This window comes from Streptomyces sp. NPDC089799 (assembly GCF_040684755.1).
In the GTDB taxonomy this organism is placed as follows: Bacteria; Actinomycetota; Actinomycetes; order Streptomycetales; family Streptomycetaceae; genus Streptomyces.
In genome coordinates, this window is record NZ_JBFBGR010000010.1 from 15,724 (window position 1) to 32,571 (window position 16,848).

Sequence of the window (16,848 nt, forward strand, 5' to 3'; positions counted from 1 at the left end):
GTGCCTGTCTTCTTTGTGGGGGAACCGGCAGACATGTCGTTCTCGTCTAGCGCGGGGGCGATGCCCCCGAGACGGGACACTGGTAGACGGTTCGGACAGCGATGGAGGAGGAACTGGTGGCGGGCGAGTCCCCCGACAAGTCGGTAGAGCAAGGTTCGTCGGGTGCGGCGGCCTCCGCGGAGCAGGAGCGCGAGCGCGACCCCCGCCTGTCGGTGCTGCGCCCGCGCGACCCGGAACCGCAGTCGAAGCCGACACCGACGCCGGCGGCGGATGCGCCGGACACCGTGGACGCCGTTGATGCCGAGGGCGCCGAGGGTGCGGCGGACGATCCGCTGCGCGCCGCGGTCGCGGCATGGGTGGCGACGGCCGACTCCGACAACGATGCCGATGCCTCCGCGGACGCCGACACCGTTACCGGCACAGATGCCGGTGCCGATGCGGATGTCGCTGCCGGCGCTGACGCCGATGCCCGTGCCGATGCCCCCGCCGAGTCCGACGCCGCGTCGGACGAAGCCGCCCCCGCGCCTGCAACTGCCGATGCTCCCGCCGAGGCGGGTTCCGCTCAGGACTCGGAGCGCACCGCCGTGTTCCGCGCCTTCGACCGGCCCGTGCGCGCCAACGCCGATTCCGCTTCCGCTCCGGCCGACGGGCGTCCGAAGGCGGATGCCGGTGCGGACGCGGGCGTGGAGCGTACGACGGTCTTCCGTGCGGTCAAGCCGTCCGCGGCCGAGAGGGACGCCCCGGAGGCCGCCGAGGCGGACCCCGAGGCGGACCCCAAGACCCCTTCGGCGCCCTCCGCGGCACCCTCTTCGCAGTCTTCCTCGAAGTCTTCCCCGGAGTCTTCCTCCGGTTCTGATTCCGATTCCGCTTCGGCTCCTGAGGACGCCGCTCCGGACTCGGAGCGGACCGCCGTGTTCCGTGCGTTCGACCGGCCCGCGCGCGCCGGCAACAACGATTCCCCTTCGCCTGCCTCTTCCTCCCCTTCTCCTTCGGCTGACGGGCGTCCGAAGCCGGAGTCCGGCGCGGACGCGGACGCGGAGCGCACGACGGTCTTCCGGGCGGTCAAGCCGTCCACGGCGGCCGGAGCGGATTCCGCTTCGGGCCCGGGCGCCGCTCCGGCCAAGCCGGCCGGGGGTGCGGCCGCCGACCCGCGCGCCGGGCGTTCCGGGAGTGCCGCCGCAGAGTCGGACTCGGAGCGGACCGCGGTCTTCCGTGCCGTGAAGCCCGGTTCGGCCACGGGCGGGAAGCCGTCCGGCGGTGCCGCCGCGCCCGGATCCGGTCAGACTTCCGGTCCTGCTTCCGGTTCCGAGCGCGGGCGGGGTGACTCCGCGGGCGGCGACCGCGTTCATGGGGGCATGCGCGACGACTCCAAGGATTCCGCTTCTGCTCAGGGCCAGGGCGGTGACAGCGAGAAGACCACCGTGTTCCGTGCCGTGCGGCCGGCCGGCACCACCCCGGCCGGCACCGGCACCGCCGCACCGCGGTCCGAGGGCGAGGGCGACCGCGCCGGCACCTTCGTACCGCTCCGCACCGACGAGGACCTGCCCCGCCCGGCGGCGCCGGGCCAGCAGCCCAAGATGGCGCCCAAGGGCCCCGGGGTGCACCCCGCCGACCGCGCCGCGGCGCAGGCACCCGGGACCCGGGCCCCGGGCGCGTCGGCCGGTGCCCCGGCCGCATCGGCCGCATCGGCCGCGTCGGCCGCGTCGGCCAAGGCTCCGGCCGGTCCGGACCGGCCGGGCGCCGCAGCCGGCTCCGCCGCGGGCCCTGTCGGCGGCCCGTCCGCCGCGCCCGCCGACACCCCCGCCCCGCCACTCCTCCGCGACGGCACGGAGCGGACCACCCAGCAGCCGCTGCCGCCCCGGCCGCCGCTGGACCTGCTCGCCGAGCTCACCAACAACCCGCCCCCGCCGCCCAGCCCGCTGCGGACCACCGTGCGGCGGCTCAAGATCTACACCCCGATCGCGCTGCTGCTCGTGGTCATCCTGGGTGTCGTCCAGCTGGTCCGGCCGCTGCCGGAGCCGAAGCTGGTCATGACCGCCTCGACGAGTTACACGTTCGAGGGCGGGAAGCCGACCCTCCCGTACCCGAGCCAGGGCCAGTCCTTCATGGCGGCCGCCGGCCTCGGCACCGTCGGCTCCTCCGGCGAGCAGAAGCCCGTCCCGATCGCCAGCGTCACCAAGTCGATGACGGCGTACATCATCCTGCGCGACCACCCCCTCAAGAAGGGGGACCACGGTCCGATGATCGACATCGACAAGACCGCCGAGACCGAGGGCCAGAAGGACAAGTCGGACAACGAGTCCACCCTCAACACGGTCAAGGAAGGCGACAAGATCTCGGAGTACGACGCGCTCGCCGCGCTCATGCTCCCGTCGGCCAACAACATCGCGCGGCTCCTCGCGCGCTGGGACGCCGGCAGCCAGGAGGCGTTCGTCAAGAAGATGAACGACACCGCCCGGGAACTCGGCATGACCAACACCACGTACACGGACCCCTCGGGTCTGGACGCGACCACGGTCAGCACCGCCGAGGACCAGGTCAAGCTGGGCCTGAAGCTGGTCGAGATCCCGACCCTGGTCGAGATCACCAGCAAGCCCGAATGGACCGACCCGTACGGCAAGAAGTGGCGGAACTGGAACGACCTGGTCCCGTTCAACAACTCGCTCGGCATCAAGACCGGCTCCACCACCAAGGCCGGCGGCAACCTCCTCTTCGCCGCCTACCAGAACGTCGGCAAGACCAGGCAGCTGATCGTCGGAGCCGTCCTGGCCCAGCACAAGCCGCCGATCCTCGGCACGGCCATCAACGCCAGCAAGCAGATGATGCTGTCCACGCAGAAGCTGCTGACCGGAGCGAAGGTGGTGACCAAGGGGCAGGTCGTCGGCTACGTCGACGACGGCCTCGGCGGCCGCACGGAGGTCATCGCCACCGCGGACGTGGAGGCCGTCGGCTGGCCGTCGGTCACCGTGAACATCAAGCTGGCCGACGGCGGCAAGCTGCCGCAGTCGGCAACGGCCGGGACCGAGGTCGGCATGCTCACCGTCGGTGAGGGAGCCAGCCAGGTGAAGGTGCCGGTGGCGCTGAAGAGCGACCTGGCCGCACCCGGCATCGGCAGCAAGCTGACCCGCATCGGCTGAGGCCGGCGGCAGGATCAGGGATCCGGTACCGGCGCCCCGGGCAACCCCGGGGCGCCGGTCCGCGTCTTCGGGGCAGGTGCCGGGGACGGGACGCAGTGGAGAGGGCGCAGGTGACCACCGCCGAGCAGCAGAAGCGGGTCCCGCGGCAGGGTTCTGCCGCCGATCCGGACGACGTACGGGACACCGGGCACGCCCCGGGGCCCGGCCACACCCCGGGCTCCGGACCCCTCGGTCAGGACCCTGGCCCCGGAGCTCTCGGGCGGGCCCTGCGCGCCGGACTGGACGGGGTCCGCGCGCACCCCGTCGTGGTGGCCACCGCGCTCGCCGCCGTGCTGCACGTGCTCTGGTTCTACGCCTTCGCCAACAGCGGCGGGGACCTCGCGGCGCAGGACGCCTGGGCCGAGTTCGTCGGCCGGCACCCGGACTCCGCGTACAACCTGGCCTGGTACGGCGGCATGCACCCGGTCTCGTACAGCGTGGTCTCGCCGTACCTGATGCACATGCTCGGCGTCCGTACGACGCTGATGATCGCCGGGACGATCTCCGCGGGCCTGCTCGCCCTGGTCCTCACCCGCTGCCGGGGCGCCGTGCGCCAGCCGGTCTGGCCCGCCCTGGCCGGTGTGTACGGGCTTTTCTGCAACGCCCTGTCCGGCCGGGTCACCTTCGGCCTCGGCGTGATGTTCGCGCTCGGCGCGGTCGCCGCGGCCTTCTGCTGGCCCCGGAAATGGGCCCGGCGCCGCTGGGCGAAGGCCGCCGTGGCGGCGCTGCTGGCCGGACTGGCGACCGCCTCCAGCCCGGTCGCCGGACTGTTCCTCGGGGTGATCGCGGCCGCCCTGTTCCTGAGCGGGCGCCGGCCGGGGGCGTACGCGCTCGGGCTCGCGCCGGTGGCCGTGGTCGGGCTCTCGGCCTGGCTGTTCCCCTTCTCCGGCACCCAGCCGATGAAGCTGGGCTCGGCCTGGCTGCCGTTCGCCTCCGGGCTGGCGGTCTTCCTGCTGGTGCCCAAGAAGTGGAAGACCGTCCGGATCTCCGCCGCCGTCTACACCCTGGGCGTGTTCCTGACCTGGGCGATCGACTCCCAGGTCGGCTCCAACGTGACCCGCCTGGCCATGCTCTTCGGCGGTGCGGTGCTGCTCGCCGCCCTCGCGTACGAGGTCCCGCGCACCCGGCGCTGGTACGCCGTCCTGATCGCGTTCGCCTCCGTCAACATCTGGATCACCACCAACAGCATCACCGACATCGTCCGCACCACCCCGATGGCCGCCTGGAACCGGGAGCTGGCGCCGCTGGTCGACCAGCTGCAGAAGGCCGGTGCCGAGCGCGGCCGGGTCGAGGTGGTCCCGGCGAGCAGCCACCGCGAGTCCTCGGCCTTCCCCTCGTACGTGAACCTCGCGCGCGGCTGGAACCGGCAGGCGGACCTGGAGCGGAACCCGCTCTTCTACGACGACACCCTGGACGCCGACAACTACCGCACCTGGCTGGACCGCTGGGCGGTGCACTACGTCGTGCTGCCCGCCGACAAGCCCGACTCGGGCGGTGAGGACGAGGCCGTCCTGGTCCGGGAGGGGCTGCCCTACCTGCAGCAGGTGTGGGGCGACGCGAACTGGCAGCTGTTCAAGGTGACCGAGCCGGCGCAGATGGTGAGCGGTCCGGCCGAGGTGGTCCGGGCCTCCGCCGGGGAGATCGTCATCGACGTGAAGGCGGCCGGTCCGGTGCTGCTCAAGGTGCCGCACTCGCCGTGGCTGGGTCTGGTCGACTCGGCCGGCAAGTCGGTGACCCCGCCGCGGGAGACCGCGGAGTCCAGGGCCGCCCTGGGGGCCCACGCCCGCAAGGAGTACGAGAACGTCGCCGGCTGCCTGTTCAAGGCGGAGGCCGATCCGGAGGGCGACGTGTGGACGCGGCTGCTGGCTCCGGCTCCGGGCCGCTACCGGTTGGCCGCGAAGTACCAGCTGCCGCGCGGCACGCCCTGCCCGGAGGAGCTGATCACGGCGGAGCTGGGCATGCCGGACCGGGTGGGCCCGGACGGACCGGGCCCCCGGCGGCCGGACGTCCCGTAGCGGGTCCGGTTCCGCTTCCCTTCCCCCGGTGGGCCGGGGGAAGGGAGAGGCGCCCGCGGGCCGGGCTAGAGGCGCTTGGCGCTGCGCAGGGTGGACGCGTAGTAGCCGTTGCCGTCCAGACGTGAGGTGCCGCCCTTGTCGCCGATGGTCGGTCCGTCGGCCTCCTCGCGGCTGGAGATGAAGATCTTGTGGCCGTCGGTGTCGGTGCCCAGATAGATGCCGGTGTGGTCCAGGCGCTGCCCGGTGCGTGCGTCCAGCTTGAAGAACAGCAGGTCGCCGGGCTGGAGCACGTCGATCGAGGCGGGCCGGGCGTCCGCGCCGACGCCCTTCAGCGGAATCACGTCCACACCGGTCCTGGAGCGGGCCATGCCGTTCGCGGTGCGCGGCAGGCCGTCGCCGGTGGTGTCGCCGGCCATCAGCGGGAAGCGGGCCCGGTAGCCGAAGACCGTACGGACGAAGCCGGAGCAGTCCATGGCCCGGTAGCGCACCTTCTCGGGCTGCCCCTTGGCCCCGCTGCGGAAGGTGTAGGGGATGCCGAGGTAGTCGTAGAAGTCCGACTCCTCCAGCCGGTAGTCGTTGCCCATGGAGCCGTTGGGGTTGAGGGGGCCGAAGCTGGCGTCGCCGGCGTAGGGGACCCCGCTCGCGTCCTTCTTCACCGGTGCCTGGTCGCCGTACTGGAAGGCGATGGCGAAGAGGTCGTCCTCCTCGCTGCGGAAGTACTTCTTGAACCAGTCCTTGAACCACTGCTCGCGCTCGGCGCCCTGCCGCCACTCCTCCGGCATCAACCGCACCCAGTCGGTGGTCACCACCCGGGTCTTGGTGGTGGCGGGCTCGGTGAAGGTGCGGCTGGGGCCGGTCAGGGTCGCCGTGCGGGCGCCGTCGGTGAAGGTGGCGAGGATCGCCCCCTTCCCGTCGCGCAGCACCGAGCGCTCGGGGTTCTTCAGCCGCTCCCACTTCTGCTCGCCGTCGCCGCCCTGTGAGCCGCCGCCGTTCGGGGTGTCGGTCACGGACATCACGGCCGGTGCCTTGGTCTGCTCCTCCTTGCGCAGCTCGACGGTGAAGTACGCGCTGCCGGCGATGAGCGCGGTCAGGACGACGGCGTGCAGGACGGGACGGGTGCGGCGTTTGGCGGTCATCGGTCGCTTCCGGAGGCGTGGGTTGTGAGGCGGGCGGGCGCGGGGCGGTGGGCTCGGGGTGTGCGGGTCAGGCGTGCGGCATGACGCCGAGCAGGATTCCGGCGGTCAGGACGACGTACGTCATGAGCGTGGCGGAGCCGGTCGCCAGCAGGGTGGCGCCCTTGGGCTGGCGGACCAGCTGGTAGGCGATCAGGCCCGGCACGATGAAGCCGAGGGTCTGGTTCGCGTACAGCAGCGGGAACTCCATCTGGAGCACGATCACGACGCCGCCCTGGAGCAGGACGCCGATCAGCACGACCGCCGCGAACAGCCGCTTTCCGTAGAGGATCACGAAGCGCTGGACCAGCAGCGTGAGCGCGTAGGTGAGCGCGGTGACGCCGACGACGAGCGCGGCGCGCTGGAGGTCCTCGATCAGGGTGAGGGCGAGCCAGCCCGGCGTGATCATGCCGCCGGGGGAGAGGTTCGTCGTCAGGTAGCAGACGAGCGAGAACAGGAGCCCCAGGGCGATGCCGATCGCGGCGATCTCGGGGGTGAGGACGGCGGGGATCAACGGGGTTCTCCTGAGCTGGGCCACTGCGGGGCCTGGGGGTTGTCGTGGTTCTGCACGTACTGCTGCGGGGGCCGGGGGTATTGGGGAGGCCGGGGCTGCTGGGGCAGCCGGGGCGGCTGGAGTTCCTGGGGCTGCTGGGGCGGCCGGACGGGCCACGGCTGCAGTTCCGCGTGCTCGGGCCGTACCGGGGGCTCGGGGCGTACCGGGTGCTCGGGAGCCGGCGGGTATCCCGAGTACCCCGGATGTGCCGGGTGGCCCGGGTGACCCGAGTACGCCGGGTGGCCCGGGTGGCCCGGGTGTTCAGGCCGCTCCGGATATCCCGGTCGGCCCTGCAGGGCCTGCTGGCCCTGCTGTGCCTGATGGCCCTGCTGGTTCGGGCGCGCCTGCTGCCCCTGCTGCCCCTGATACCCCTGCTGGTCCGGGTGGTGCGCCGGCCGGAAGGTGTTCCGGTCCAGGTAGTCCTGCGGGAAGCCCGGCCGCTGCGGCTGCATCCGGGGGGCCGCGTGCTCCCGGCGGCGGGCCTCCTCGGCCGCGCTCAGGTCGGCGTACGGGTCCAGCGGCCGGGTGTACAGCGGCACGGTCTGGTCGTGCCGCGGTGCGGGGACGCCGTGGACCGGGGACCCCACGGGCGGGGCGGCAGCGGGGGCGGCGGCGGACGAGGCCGCGGGCGGGTGCGCCTGGTCGTCCTCCTCCTCGAAGGACGGCAGTTCGGCGAGGTGCTCCAGCAGGATCTCGCCCTGCCCGTGGATGTTGCCGATGGCGACCAGGGAGGACTCCGGGCCCAGGTGGCCCAGCAGCTCGTGCATGAACTCCTCGCCGTCGCGCCCGTCGCCGCCCAGGTCCACGGCGCGATCGCGCCACTGCGCGGGGATGGCGTCGATGGCGCTCTTCGCCGGGTGCCCGATCACGAAAACCCTGTCGGGCTCCAGGTCCGGGACGATCTGGCCCATCTGGCCGTTGCGTTCGACCCGGTCCGGGCGGCAGTTGATGACCACGTTCAGCGGGCGGCTGATCGCCCCGAGGTCGAGCAGCTGGTTGATGTTCATCAGCGTGGACTCGGGGTCGTTGGCCGCGAAGACGTTGGCGAACCGCACGCGCTTCCCGCCCGGGGCCACGTACCGCTCCACCGACAGCACACCGGGGTCCGGCGGCGCGTCGTACATGCCCTGGAGGGCGGTGTCCCGGTCGATGCCGAGGAGTTCGGCCACGGTCAGCGCGATGGCCACGTTCTCCTTGAACGTGAACCAGCTGAAGCCGCGCAGCTCCTCGTCGCTGACCGTCTCCGGGTCGGCGTAGATGAGCCGGCAGTCCCGCGCGTCGGCCTCTTCCCGGAGGATGTGGAAGCGGTCCTTCTCGGCGGTGACGCAGATGCCGCCGTGCGGCATGGAGCGGGACAGCGAGCGGCCGATGTCGTCGAGGGTGGGGCCCATCTCGGCGACGTGGTCCTCGCGGACGTTGCACAGCACGCCGATCGTGGACTGGATCAGCTTCTCCTGGTTGAGCTCCTGCAGCGGCGGCATGACCGCCATGCACTCCATCACCAGCGCGTCGGGCCGGTAGGCCGCGGCCCGTCGCACGATGCCGATCTGCTCCACCACGTTGGCGATGCCGAACTTGCGGTAGACGGGCTCCTCGGTGGCGTCCGGGTGGATGAACCGGGCCGCGGTGCCGGTGGTCTTGGCCACCGTCACCAGACCGCCGCCGCGCAGCGCCCCCGCGCACAGCCGGGTGATGGAGCTCTTGCCGCGGATGCCGTTGACCAGCACCCGGGTGGGTATCTCGTTCAGGTTGGCGAAGTGCCGCCGCTGTTCGACGATGCCGGCGACCAGCATGATCAGGGAGCTCACGAGGAGCACGATGTAGAGGAAGAGCACGCTGATCAGTTCCTTCCGGCCTGCGCTGTGGCGGCCTCGCGCTTGCGCAGTTCCACGAGCTGCTGCCGGATGACCTCCAGGCTCCGGGTGACGGCGCCGACCTCGTCGTGGTGGCGGGGGAACAGCACGGTGCGGCGGTCGCCGTCGGCCAGCGCCTCCGCCCGCTCGGTGAGCTCCCGCAGGGCCCGGACAACGATGATGTGCAGCCAGCCGAGGCAGGCCACGGCGGCGGTGAGGCCGAGCAGGCCGGCCAGCACGGTGCGGTTCTGCAGGTTGTACTCGGGGATGGCCAGGCCCTTGGCGGGCTGCCAGCTGACCACCGTCCAGTTCAGCGACTTGGCGGCGCCGCCGCCGGCCATCGGCACCGCGGCGGCGATGGTGATCTCCTCGCCCTTGCCGCGGAGCAGCACGCTGCTGGGCCGCGGGGCCATGCCGACCTTCTGGTTGGCGCCGGTGACCAGGGCGCGCAGGCTTTCGTCGGGCAGCTTCTTGAAGGCCAGGTAGCCGTTGTTGCCGCCGATCACCCGCTGCTTCTCGTCCAGGACCCGGATCTCGCCCAGGCCGGGCCGCTTGAGCAGCGAGTTGAGGAAGTCGATGCGCAGCTCGCCGACGACGTAGGCGCCCTTGAGGTTGGGGGCCGGGGCGTATTCGGTGATGACCGGCTCGTTGCCCGATTCGCGCAGCACCACGGGGGTGGTGGAGGGGCCCTTGCCGGCCGGGTGATGGGGCTCGGCGCCGGCCCGTGCGGTCACGGTGCCGTCGGTGCGCAGGACGTAGAGCGAGGCGTAGCGCGGGTGCTGGGTGAGCGTCCGCTCCAGGATCGAGGTGACGTCCGCGGGGGTGCTGTTCTCGCTGATCAGCAGGCCCATGGAGGTGAGGTCGGCGTGGCCCTCGTTGAGGGCGCGGCGGATCCGGTCGGCCATCGTGTCGGTGCGTTCGCGCTGGTCGTGGACGATCGTCTGCGGCACGGCGACGTTCTCGCCGGCCCGGTTGAGCAGCAGCACCAGCGGCGCGGACCACAGCAGCAGGAGTACGCCGCAGGCGGCGACCAGGGCGCGGGCGCCGATCCGGCCGCGGCCGCGGCCCGGGTCGTGGCCGTCCTGGTCCTCGGGGGCCTCGCCGAGGAGCTGCCGGCGGAGCCGCTCCAGGGCGGTGCCGATCCGGGCGGCCTCGCCGTAGCGGGGGCGGTTGACCGGGCGGCGCAGATCGCCGCGGCCGATGCGGCGGCTCTCCAGGAAGAGGGTGATCAGCGGTCGCTGGACGGTGCCGATGAGCAGGGCGACGGCGAGGAGGCCGACGACGAGCAGGGCGCCCGCCGCCGCGATGCCGAAGAAGGAGTCGACGGCGGCCGTGCTCTCCTCGGTGACGGTCAGCAGGGATACGACGGTCAGGCCGAGGGAGGTGGCGTCGGTGCCCTTGCCGGCTTCGGGGCCGGCCAGGGAGGCGTAGCCGACGACGGCGCGTTCGCCGCCCTCGCCGGGGCCGAGCAGGCTGCCGCTGACGCCGAGGAATCCGCCGGCTCCGGGCTCCTTGGTGGTGAGCGGGTTGGCCCTGGTCTTCTTCGCGGCCGTCTTGGCGAACTTCTTGAGCTGCTTGCGGGCCTTCTCGGTCTCGGCCTTGACGTCGTCGGACTGGATCTGTTCGTCGTTGGCGAGGCCGTCGCTGCTGAGGATCTGGCCGGCCGAGTCGGCGACGGCGATGGCCCGGAACTTGCCGAGGCTGATGCCGGGGAACTTCAGGCTGCTGGAGGCGACGAGCAGCATCTGGGGCCGGCCCGGCCAGGACAGGACCGCGAAGGTGAGCAGGCGGGTCTCGCCGTTCTCCAGCCGGACCATGCGGGGGGCGAGCCCGTCGGGCTCGCCGAGCTTGCTGCGGTCGATGGCGGTGAGCGGGAGGTTCTCGCCGCGCTGGGCCTCCAGCCGGCCGGAGTTGATCTCGATGACGGCCGTGCCGCGCCACTTCTGGTAGACGTTGCCCAGTTTGTCCAGGACGGTGTCGGCGGAGACCGGCGGGCCGGCGTTGAAGAGGGTCGTGGTGCGCGACAAGTCGGTGATCGACTCGTCGAGCGAGGCGCGCAGGGCGATCGCGCCGTCTTCCGCGAAGTGCTGCTGGGAGGTGCGGACGGCCTCGCTGACCGGTGCCGTGGCCACCTTGCCGAGGAAGGCGGTGAGGGCGGCGACGGCGAGCAGCAGTGCGGACAGCGCGGCGATCGGCGGCCGGATGCCGCCGAGCAGCGACATGTCCGCTCTTCGGCGGGCTTTCTGCTGCCGCTTCGTGCGCGACGCGGACAAGGAGGTCTCCTGAGGTTGTGCGGGCTCGGGGAGGGGGGTTCGGGGCCGGGTGCCGGTCAGTCGAGGCGTACGAGCGGCTCCAGGCCGTCCGCGCCGGCCCCGCGGTTGAGCAGGGTGCCCTGGGTGCGGTCGTAGGCGAGGCGGAAGCGGGCGCGCCGCTGGTCGGAGACGTCCTGGTACGCCCCGGTGCCGTTGAGGGCGGCGGCGAGGTCGATCAGCCGGTGGTCCTTGACCTGGCCCGCCTCCGGCAGCTTCGGCCCGTTCGCCGTCTGCTCGGGGTCCGGCGGGAGTTCGACGAAGGTCGGCACGTAGCGCGGGCGGACGTCCCACTTGCCGTCCTTCTCGGTGAACTCGAACCAGCCGATGACGCCTTCCTCGGAGAGTCCGCTGGGCACCTCGTGCCGGGCGAGCTGGTTGCCGAGCCCGTACGCGACCCAGGTGTCGCCGACCTTCTCCATGGGCTGCACCACATGGGCGTGGTGGCCGATGACGAGGTTCACGCCGGTCTTCCCGGCGATCTTCTTGGCGAGGCTGATCTGGAGGGAGTTGGGTGCGGGCTGGTGCTCCTTGCCCCAGTGGATGCTGAGGATGACCACTTCGGCGCCGGCCTTGCGGGCGGCCTTCTCGGCGGCGGAGATGGAGTCCAGCGAGGTCTTGTTGACCAGCCAGGGCTTGTCGGCGGGGACCTCGCGGCCGTTGAAGCCGCCCGCGAAGGAGATCTGGGCCACCTTGACGCCCTTGACGTCCATGATCAGCGGCTTGCCGCCCTCTTCGGCGCTGCGCGCGGAGCCGGTGTGCTTGAGACCGGCCCGGTCCAGGGCGTCCAGGGTGCTGCGGACGCCGCCCTCGCCGTGGTCGAGGGCGTGGTTGGACGCCGTCGAGCAGGTGTCGTAGCCGATGTCCTTGAGGGTGGCGGTGATCTGCGGAGGGGCGATGAAGTCGGGGAAGCTGCGGAACGGCCCCTCGGGCTTGCCGAGCACCGGCTCCATGTGGCATATCGCCAGGTCCGCCCGGCTTATCACCGGTTTGATGCCCGCCATGATGGCGCCGAAGTCCATGCCCTTCTTGCCGGCGGCCTTCGCGTCCGCCTGGGCCTGGGCGGTCAGCTCCGGGTGGATCAGGACGTCACCGGCGGCGGCCACGGTGAACGACCGCCCGCCCGATCCCTTGGCCCCGTCCGGGTCACCGGTGCCGCCGTCGCCGCCGCCGAGCAGGCTGCAGCCCGTGAGGGCGCCGGTCAGCAGGAGTGCGAGCATGCCGGTGCGGAGTCGGCCGGTGCGGAGTCGGCCGGGGGAGGGTCTGGTCGTCACTTCGATAGTTTTATATGACCATGACTTTCTTTCGCCCTTCGTCGCCCCGGGGACGAATAACGATTTCAGCAATTTTGGTGCTGGCGGCCGCCCTCACCGGAATTGTGGTGTATTTCATGCTCCCCGACGTGCAACCGTCGGGCGATTCGGTGAAAGGATCCGTCCGCGATGCGAGCGCCGACGCTGTCGATCTAGAAAAGCGTATTGCCGGGTTCACCCAGAGTTTCGGTGAACGAGGTGGTTACCGCATTCCCACGGAGCGTGAGCGGCACGCCGTGGCCGGCGGGGTCGCCCTGGTGCTGGACGGCCGCATGGACGAGGCGCGCGCCAGGCTGGCCGAGGTCGATTTCGCTGTGCAACCGATCAAGGACTCGGTCAGCGGCCGCCGCTTTGCCGAGGTGGCCGACGCGGCCGCCCGCTCGGACGGCGCCAACCGGGGATGGGGCCGGGTGTACGTCGACCTGGACGCCAAGCCCGCCTGGATCGTGCAGGTGCCGCACCCTGTGGCCGACCAGAACACCGAGCGCCTCGGCGCACAGGTGCTGCGCGGGGCGCCCGGCGGGGTGCTGGTGCTGGCCGGGGCGCACCGCAACGCGGCCGAGGGGGGTGCCGCGGACGTGGCGCACCGTACCGACTCGGTCTTCCATGACGTGATCGGCGAGCTGATGAACCGGCGCCTGCCCGGTTTGCAGCTGCACGGGTTCGCCAACTCCTCCATCCCCGAGTTCGACGCGGTCGTCTCGACCGGCGCGGGGGACCGTGCGGTGAGCGAGGCCAAGCTGTTGTCGCGGGAGTTGGACGAGCGGGGGCTCGACGTGTGCCGGGCTTACACCCGCAAGTGCCGCCTGTCCGGTTCGTCCAACGAGCAGGGGCTGCTGGCTGCCGAGGAAAAGCTGGGATTCCTGCACCTTGAAATCGCCCGGCGGAATCGGATTTCCGACGGCCGACTCGGTGAGGTCGCCCAGGCGATCGGCGTGCTCACACAGCGCTGGGCCAAGGGCTGACGGGGGCGGCGGGGGCCGCCGGTCGGGCGGGGCGGGCCCCGGGGCGGATCCCAGGTCGGGTCCCGGGCCGGACCCCGGGCCGGACCCCGGGCCGGACCCCGGGCCACCGGGTGCGCATGGCCCGCCACCTGCCTAGGATCGATCCACATAGTCCGATTGACTCCGATTGAATCAACTTCAACATCATTCGAGTCGATTCGATCCGATGGGAGTGACGACGGGATGAGCGAAGAGCGGAAGAGGCCGGACATCCGGGAGGCCCAGCGGCCCGAGGAAACCCACCAAGCCCCGCCGCCGCCCGGCCGGCACGGCTTCGACGGTCCCGTGCGGAGCAAGATCAAGGGTGGACTGCACACGAAGGCGGACCTCAAGCGGGCCGGCACCCCCCAGGGCGACCGCATCGGTGAACGCGCCAAGGGCCTGAGCTGACCCCTGCGTGCCAAGGGCCGGTCCGGGGAGTCACCTCCCCGGACCGGCCCCGTCGTGCCGCCCGTCGTGCCGCCCGTCATGCCGCCCGGCCGGGTGGCCGTCGTGCCGCCCCGCCTGGTGGCCGGCCTGATGGCCGGCCTGATGGCTGCTCTGGTGGCCGGGCTCGGTCCGGGCGGCGGACGGCCGCGGCCGGGGAGGCCGGAGCCGGACCCACACCCTCTTGCCCCGCCCGTCCCCGGCCGGCTCGGAGGCCCACTGATCGGCCAGGGCGGCCACCAGCTCCAGCCCGCGGCCGGATTCGGCCGACGCCTCCGGGTGGCGGGGTGCGGGCGGGGCGCCGGAGTTGTCCTCGACCGCGATGACGAGCCCACTGCCCGGCTGCCACGCCAGGCCCACCCGAATGTGCTCGCCCTCCCCCTCGGGCGCGGTCCGGCCGTGGACGACCGCATTGGTGGCCAGTTCGCTGCAGATCAGGACGGCATCGTCCTTGAACTCGGCGCAGCCCCACTCGTCGAGGTGGGCGGCGGCGAAGCGCCGCGCCTTGCCGGCGGCTCTCGTATCGCTGGGGATTTCCATCCGGGCGGATGCCGCCGGGGCGTCCGCGGCGGGGGCTGCCGTGACGTGCCGTGACGTCGCGAACCCCCAAAGCACTGTGGGGCGTTGCATCTGCCGGCCCTCCACACGCTGGTGGTGGCTTCGGGCCCGGGAGCGCCGACCGGGATACGCGAGTGACCATGGTGACGCTGGGACGACCCTGGCGGACGGCGGAATCGCCGCCCCCCTGACGGAGCCTGCGCGAACAGGTCCATCCCATGTTTCCACAATCCGGAAGTCCAATTCCGCATGTGGCATACCAAAAATGTAGAAACCCTCCCCGGGTTCGTCAACACCTGCCGACCGGGCGCGCCCCCACCCGACGCCAGAGGCCCCCCTGCCGGGATCGGCAGGGGGGCCTCTGGATCGGTGTGCCCCCGGCAGGATTCGAACCTGCGACACCCGCTTTAGGAGAGCGGTGCTCTATCCCCTGAGCTACGAAGGCGGGGATCCGCCGGACCGTGCGCCTTGGAGCGCCGGCCGACAGGGTGGCGCCCGACCTGCGAAGGACCGGGCCACCGCGGTCAGTGTAGCGGGTGACGCTTGATCGGTAACCGGGTAAACGGGGGAGAGCCGGAGCGCCCGGGGGCGGGCGCCGGGGAGCCGGTTGATCATGGGGGTCGCTTCGGGTCTCGGGGGTCACTTCGGGTCGGCGTTGAACTTCGCGGTCGACCAGAAATAGCCGAGGACCGCGAGGCCGACGCACCAGGCGACCGCGAGCCAGCCGTTGTGGCCGATCTCCGTGCCGAGGAGCAGTCCGCGCAGGGTCTCGATGGCGGGAGTGAAGGGCTGGTACTCGGCGATGGGCCGGAACCAGCCCGGCATCGCCTCGGTGGGCACGAAGGCGCTGGAGAGCAGCGGCAGCAGGATCATCGGCATCGCGTTGTTGCCGGCGGCCTCGGCGTTGGGGCTGATCAGGCCCATGCCCACGGCGATCCAGGTGAGTGCGAGGGCGAAGAGGGTGAGGAGTCCGAGGGCGGCGAGCCATTCCAGGGCGGTGGCGCCGGTGGAACGGAAACCGATGGCGAGGGCGACGGCGCCGACCACGAGCACGCTCATCACGGCCTGCAGGACGCTGCCGATGACGTGTCCGACGAGGACGGAGCCGCGGTGGATGGCCATGGTGCGGAAGCGGGCGACGATGCCCTCGGTCATGTCGTTGGAGACGGAGACGGCGGTGCCGACGGTGGTGCCGCCGATGGTCATCAGCAGGATGCCGGGAACGATGTAGGCGATGTAGTCGGAGCGGTCCGCCCCGCCGCCCGCGATGCCCGCGCTCATCACGTCGCCGAAGACGTAGACGAACAGCAGGAGCAGCATCACGGGGGTGAGGAGCAGGTTGAGGGTGAGGGAGGGGTAGCGGCGGGCGTGCAGCAGGTTGCGGCGCAGCATGGTGGAGGAGTTGCGGACGGCGAGGGCGAGAGAGCTCATCGGACGGTCTCCTGGGAGTCGTTGGACTGCTGCCCGGGCAGGGTCGGTACGTCGTTTCCGGTGAGGGCGAAGAAGACGTCGTCGAGGTCGGGGGTGTGGACGGTGAGTTCGTCCGCTTCGATGCCGGCCGAGTCCAGGCAGTCGAGGATGGAGCGCAGGTCGCGCTGGGTGCCGTCGCTGGGGATCTGGAGCGCGAGGTCGTCCTCGTCCGGCGTCGCATGGGTGTGGAGGGCCACGACGGCGTTGCGGTAGGCCGCCGGGTCGGAGAAGCGGAGGCGGACGTGCCCGCCGGGGACGAGGCGCTTGAGTTCGGCGGCGGTGCCCTGGGCGGCGATCCGCCCGTTGTCGAGCACGGCGATGGTGTCGGCGAGCTGGTCGGCTTCCTCCAGGTACTGGGTGGTGAGGAAGGCGGTGACGCCGCCGGCGACGAGTTCGCGGATGATCTGCCACATGGTGTGGCGGGAGCGGGGGTCCAGGCCGGTGGTCGGTTCGTCGAGGAAGATGACGCGCGGGCTGCCGACCAGGGTCATGGCGATGTCCAGGCGGCGCTTCATGCCGCCGGAGTAGGTGGAGGCGGGCTTCCTCGCGGCGTCGGCGAGGTCGAAGCGCTCCAGGAGTTCGGCGGCGATACGCCGGCCCTCGCGCTTGGGCAGGCAGTGGAGGTCCGCCATGAGGAGCATGTTCTCCTCGCCGGTGATCAGGCCGTCGACGGCGGAGAACTGGCCGGTGACACCGATCGCGGCGCGGACGTCCTGGGCATGGGTGGCCAGGTCGTGGCCGGCGACCCGCACCTCGCCGGCGTCGGCGGTGATCAGGGTGGAGAGGATCTTGACCGCGGTGGTCTTGCCGGCGCCGTTCGGGCCGAGCAGGGCGAAGACCGTTCCTTCGGGGACGGTCAGGTCGACGCCGTCCAGCACGACCTTGTCGCCGTAGGACTTGCGCAGACCGCGTGCCGAGACGGCCGGGGTGGCCCGGGTGGCCGGGTTGCTCATGACGGGTGCTCCTCGGAGGGCAGGGGCCGGTGGTCGGAGTCGGTGG

Annotated in this window: 12 protein-coding genes and 1 tRNA gene; 4 read left to right on the forward strand and 9 right to left on the reverse strand. The window is 72.0% G+C overall.

The window, feature by feature from the left end; translation table 11 throughout:
• Positions 1-101: 101 nt before the first annotated feature.
• Positions 102-3,137 (forward strand): hypothetical protein, encoded by a 3,036-nt coding sequence (locus tag AB0O36_RS13165; protein ID WP_365108374.1) that lies wholly within the window; start codon positions 102-104, stop codon positions 3,135-3,137.
• Positions 3,138-3,403: 266 nt separating this feature from the next.
• Positions 3,404-5,191 carry an MFS transporter gene (locus AB0O36_RS13170; protein WP_365108932.1) on the forward strand — a complete coding sequence of 596 codons (1,788 nt, stop codon included), beginning with the start codon at positions 3,404-3,406 and terminating at the stop codon, positions 5,189-5,191.
• Between the two features lie 65 nt (positions 5,192-5,256).
• Here the strand turns inward: AB0O36_RS13170 and AB0O36_RS13175 are convergent, their stop codons facing one another.
• The 5 genes from AB0O36_RS13175 to AB0O36_RS13195 form a co-directional block, all read right to left on the reverse strand.
• A complete protein-coding gene (locus AB0O36_RS13175; RefSeq protein WP_365108377.1) occupies positions 5,257-6,327 on the reverse strand; it encodes an NlpC/P60 family protein in 1,071 nt (356 codons plus the stop codon).
• A 67-nt stretch (positions 6,328-6,394) separates the two neighbouring features.
• Complete coding sequence (locus tag AB0O36_RS13180) at positions 6,395-6,877, reverse strand: poly-gamma-glutamate biosynthesis protein PgsC/CapC (protein ID WP_365108379.1); 483 nt, start codon at positions 6,875-6,877, stop codon at positions 6,395-6,397.
• The gene (pgsB, locus tag AB0O36_RS13185; protein ID WP_365108381.1) at positions 6,874-8,751 is read right to left on the reverse strand and encodes a poly-gamma-glutamate synthase PgsB; all 1,878 of its coding nucleotides are present in this window, start codon (positions 8,749-8,751) and stop codon (positions 6,874-6,876) included. The genes AB0O36_RS13180 and pgsB overlap by 4 nt, the downstream gene beginning before the upstream one ends.
• A gap of 5 nt (positions 8,752-8,756) precedes the next feature.
• Positions 8,757-10,991, reverse strand: a complete 2,235-nt coding sequence (locus AB0O36_RS13190; protein WP_365108384.1) for a HAMP domain-containing protein — start codon at positions 10,989-10,991, stop codon at positions 8,757-8,759.
• A 107-nt stretch (positions 10,992-11,098) separates the two neighbouring features.
• Positions 11,099-12,352 (reverse strand): CapA family protein, encoded by a 1,254-nt coding sequence (locus AB0O36_RS13195; protein WP_365108388.1) that lies wholly within the window; start codon positions 12,350-12,352, stop codon positions 11,099-11,101.
• Positions 12,353-12,366: 14 nt separating this feature from the next.
• Here AB0O36_RS13195 and AB0O36_RS13200 point away from each other — a divergent pair, with 14 nt between their 5' ends.
• Together AB0O36_RS13200 and AB0O36_RS13205 are read left to right on the forward strand one after the other, a co-directional pair.
• The gene (locus AB0O36_RS13200; protein ID WP_365108391.1) at positions 12,367-13,356 is read left to right on the forward strand and encodes a hypothetical protein; all 990 of its coding nucleotides are present in this window, start codon (positions 12,367-12,369) and stop codon (positions 13,354-13,356) included.
• Positions 13,357-13,578: 222 nt separating this feature from the next.
• Entirely contained in the window at positions 13,579-13,785 is a 207-nt protein-coding gene (locus AB0O36_RS13205; protein ID WP_365108394.1) for a hypothetical protein, read from the forward strand.
• A gap of 30 nt (positions 13,786-13,815) precedes the next feature.
• Here AB0O36_RS13205 and AB0O36_RS13210 read toward each other — a convergent pair whose 3' ends face one another.
• The 4 genes from AB0O36_RS13210 to AB0O36_RS13225 form a co-directional block, all read right to left on the reverse strand.
• Positions 13,816-14,361 (reverse strand): ATP-binding protein, encoded by a 546-nt coding sequence (locus tag AB0O36_RS13210; RefSeq protein ID WP_365108396.1) that lies wholly within the window; start codon positions 14,359-14,361, stop codon positions 13,816-13,818.
• A 390-nt stretch (positions 14,362-14,751) separates the two neighbouring features.
• Positions 14,752-14,824 (reverse strand) — tRNA-Arg (locus AB0O36_RS13215).
• A 194-nt stretch (positions 14,825-15,018) separates the two neighbouring features.
• A complete protein-coding gene (locus AB0O36_RS13220) occupies positions 15,019-15,810 on the reverse strand; it encodes an ABC transporter permease (RefSeq protein ID WP_365108399.1) in 792 nt (263 codons plus the stop codon).
• Positions 15,807-16,802 (reverse strand): ATP-binding cassette domain-containing protein, encoded by a 996-nt coding sequence (locus AB0O36_RS13225; protein WP_365108401.1) that lies wholly within the window; start codon positions 16,800-16,802, stop codon positions 15,807-15,809. The genes AB0O36_RS13220 and AB0O36_RS13225 overlap by 4 nt, the downstream gene beginning before the upstream one ends.
• Between the last annotated feature and the right edge of the window lie 46 nt (positions 16,803-16,848).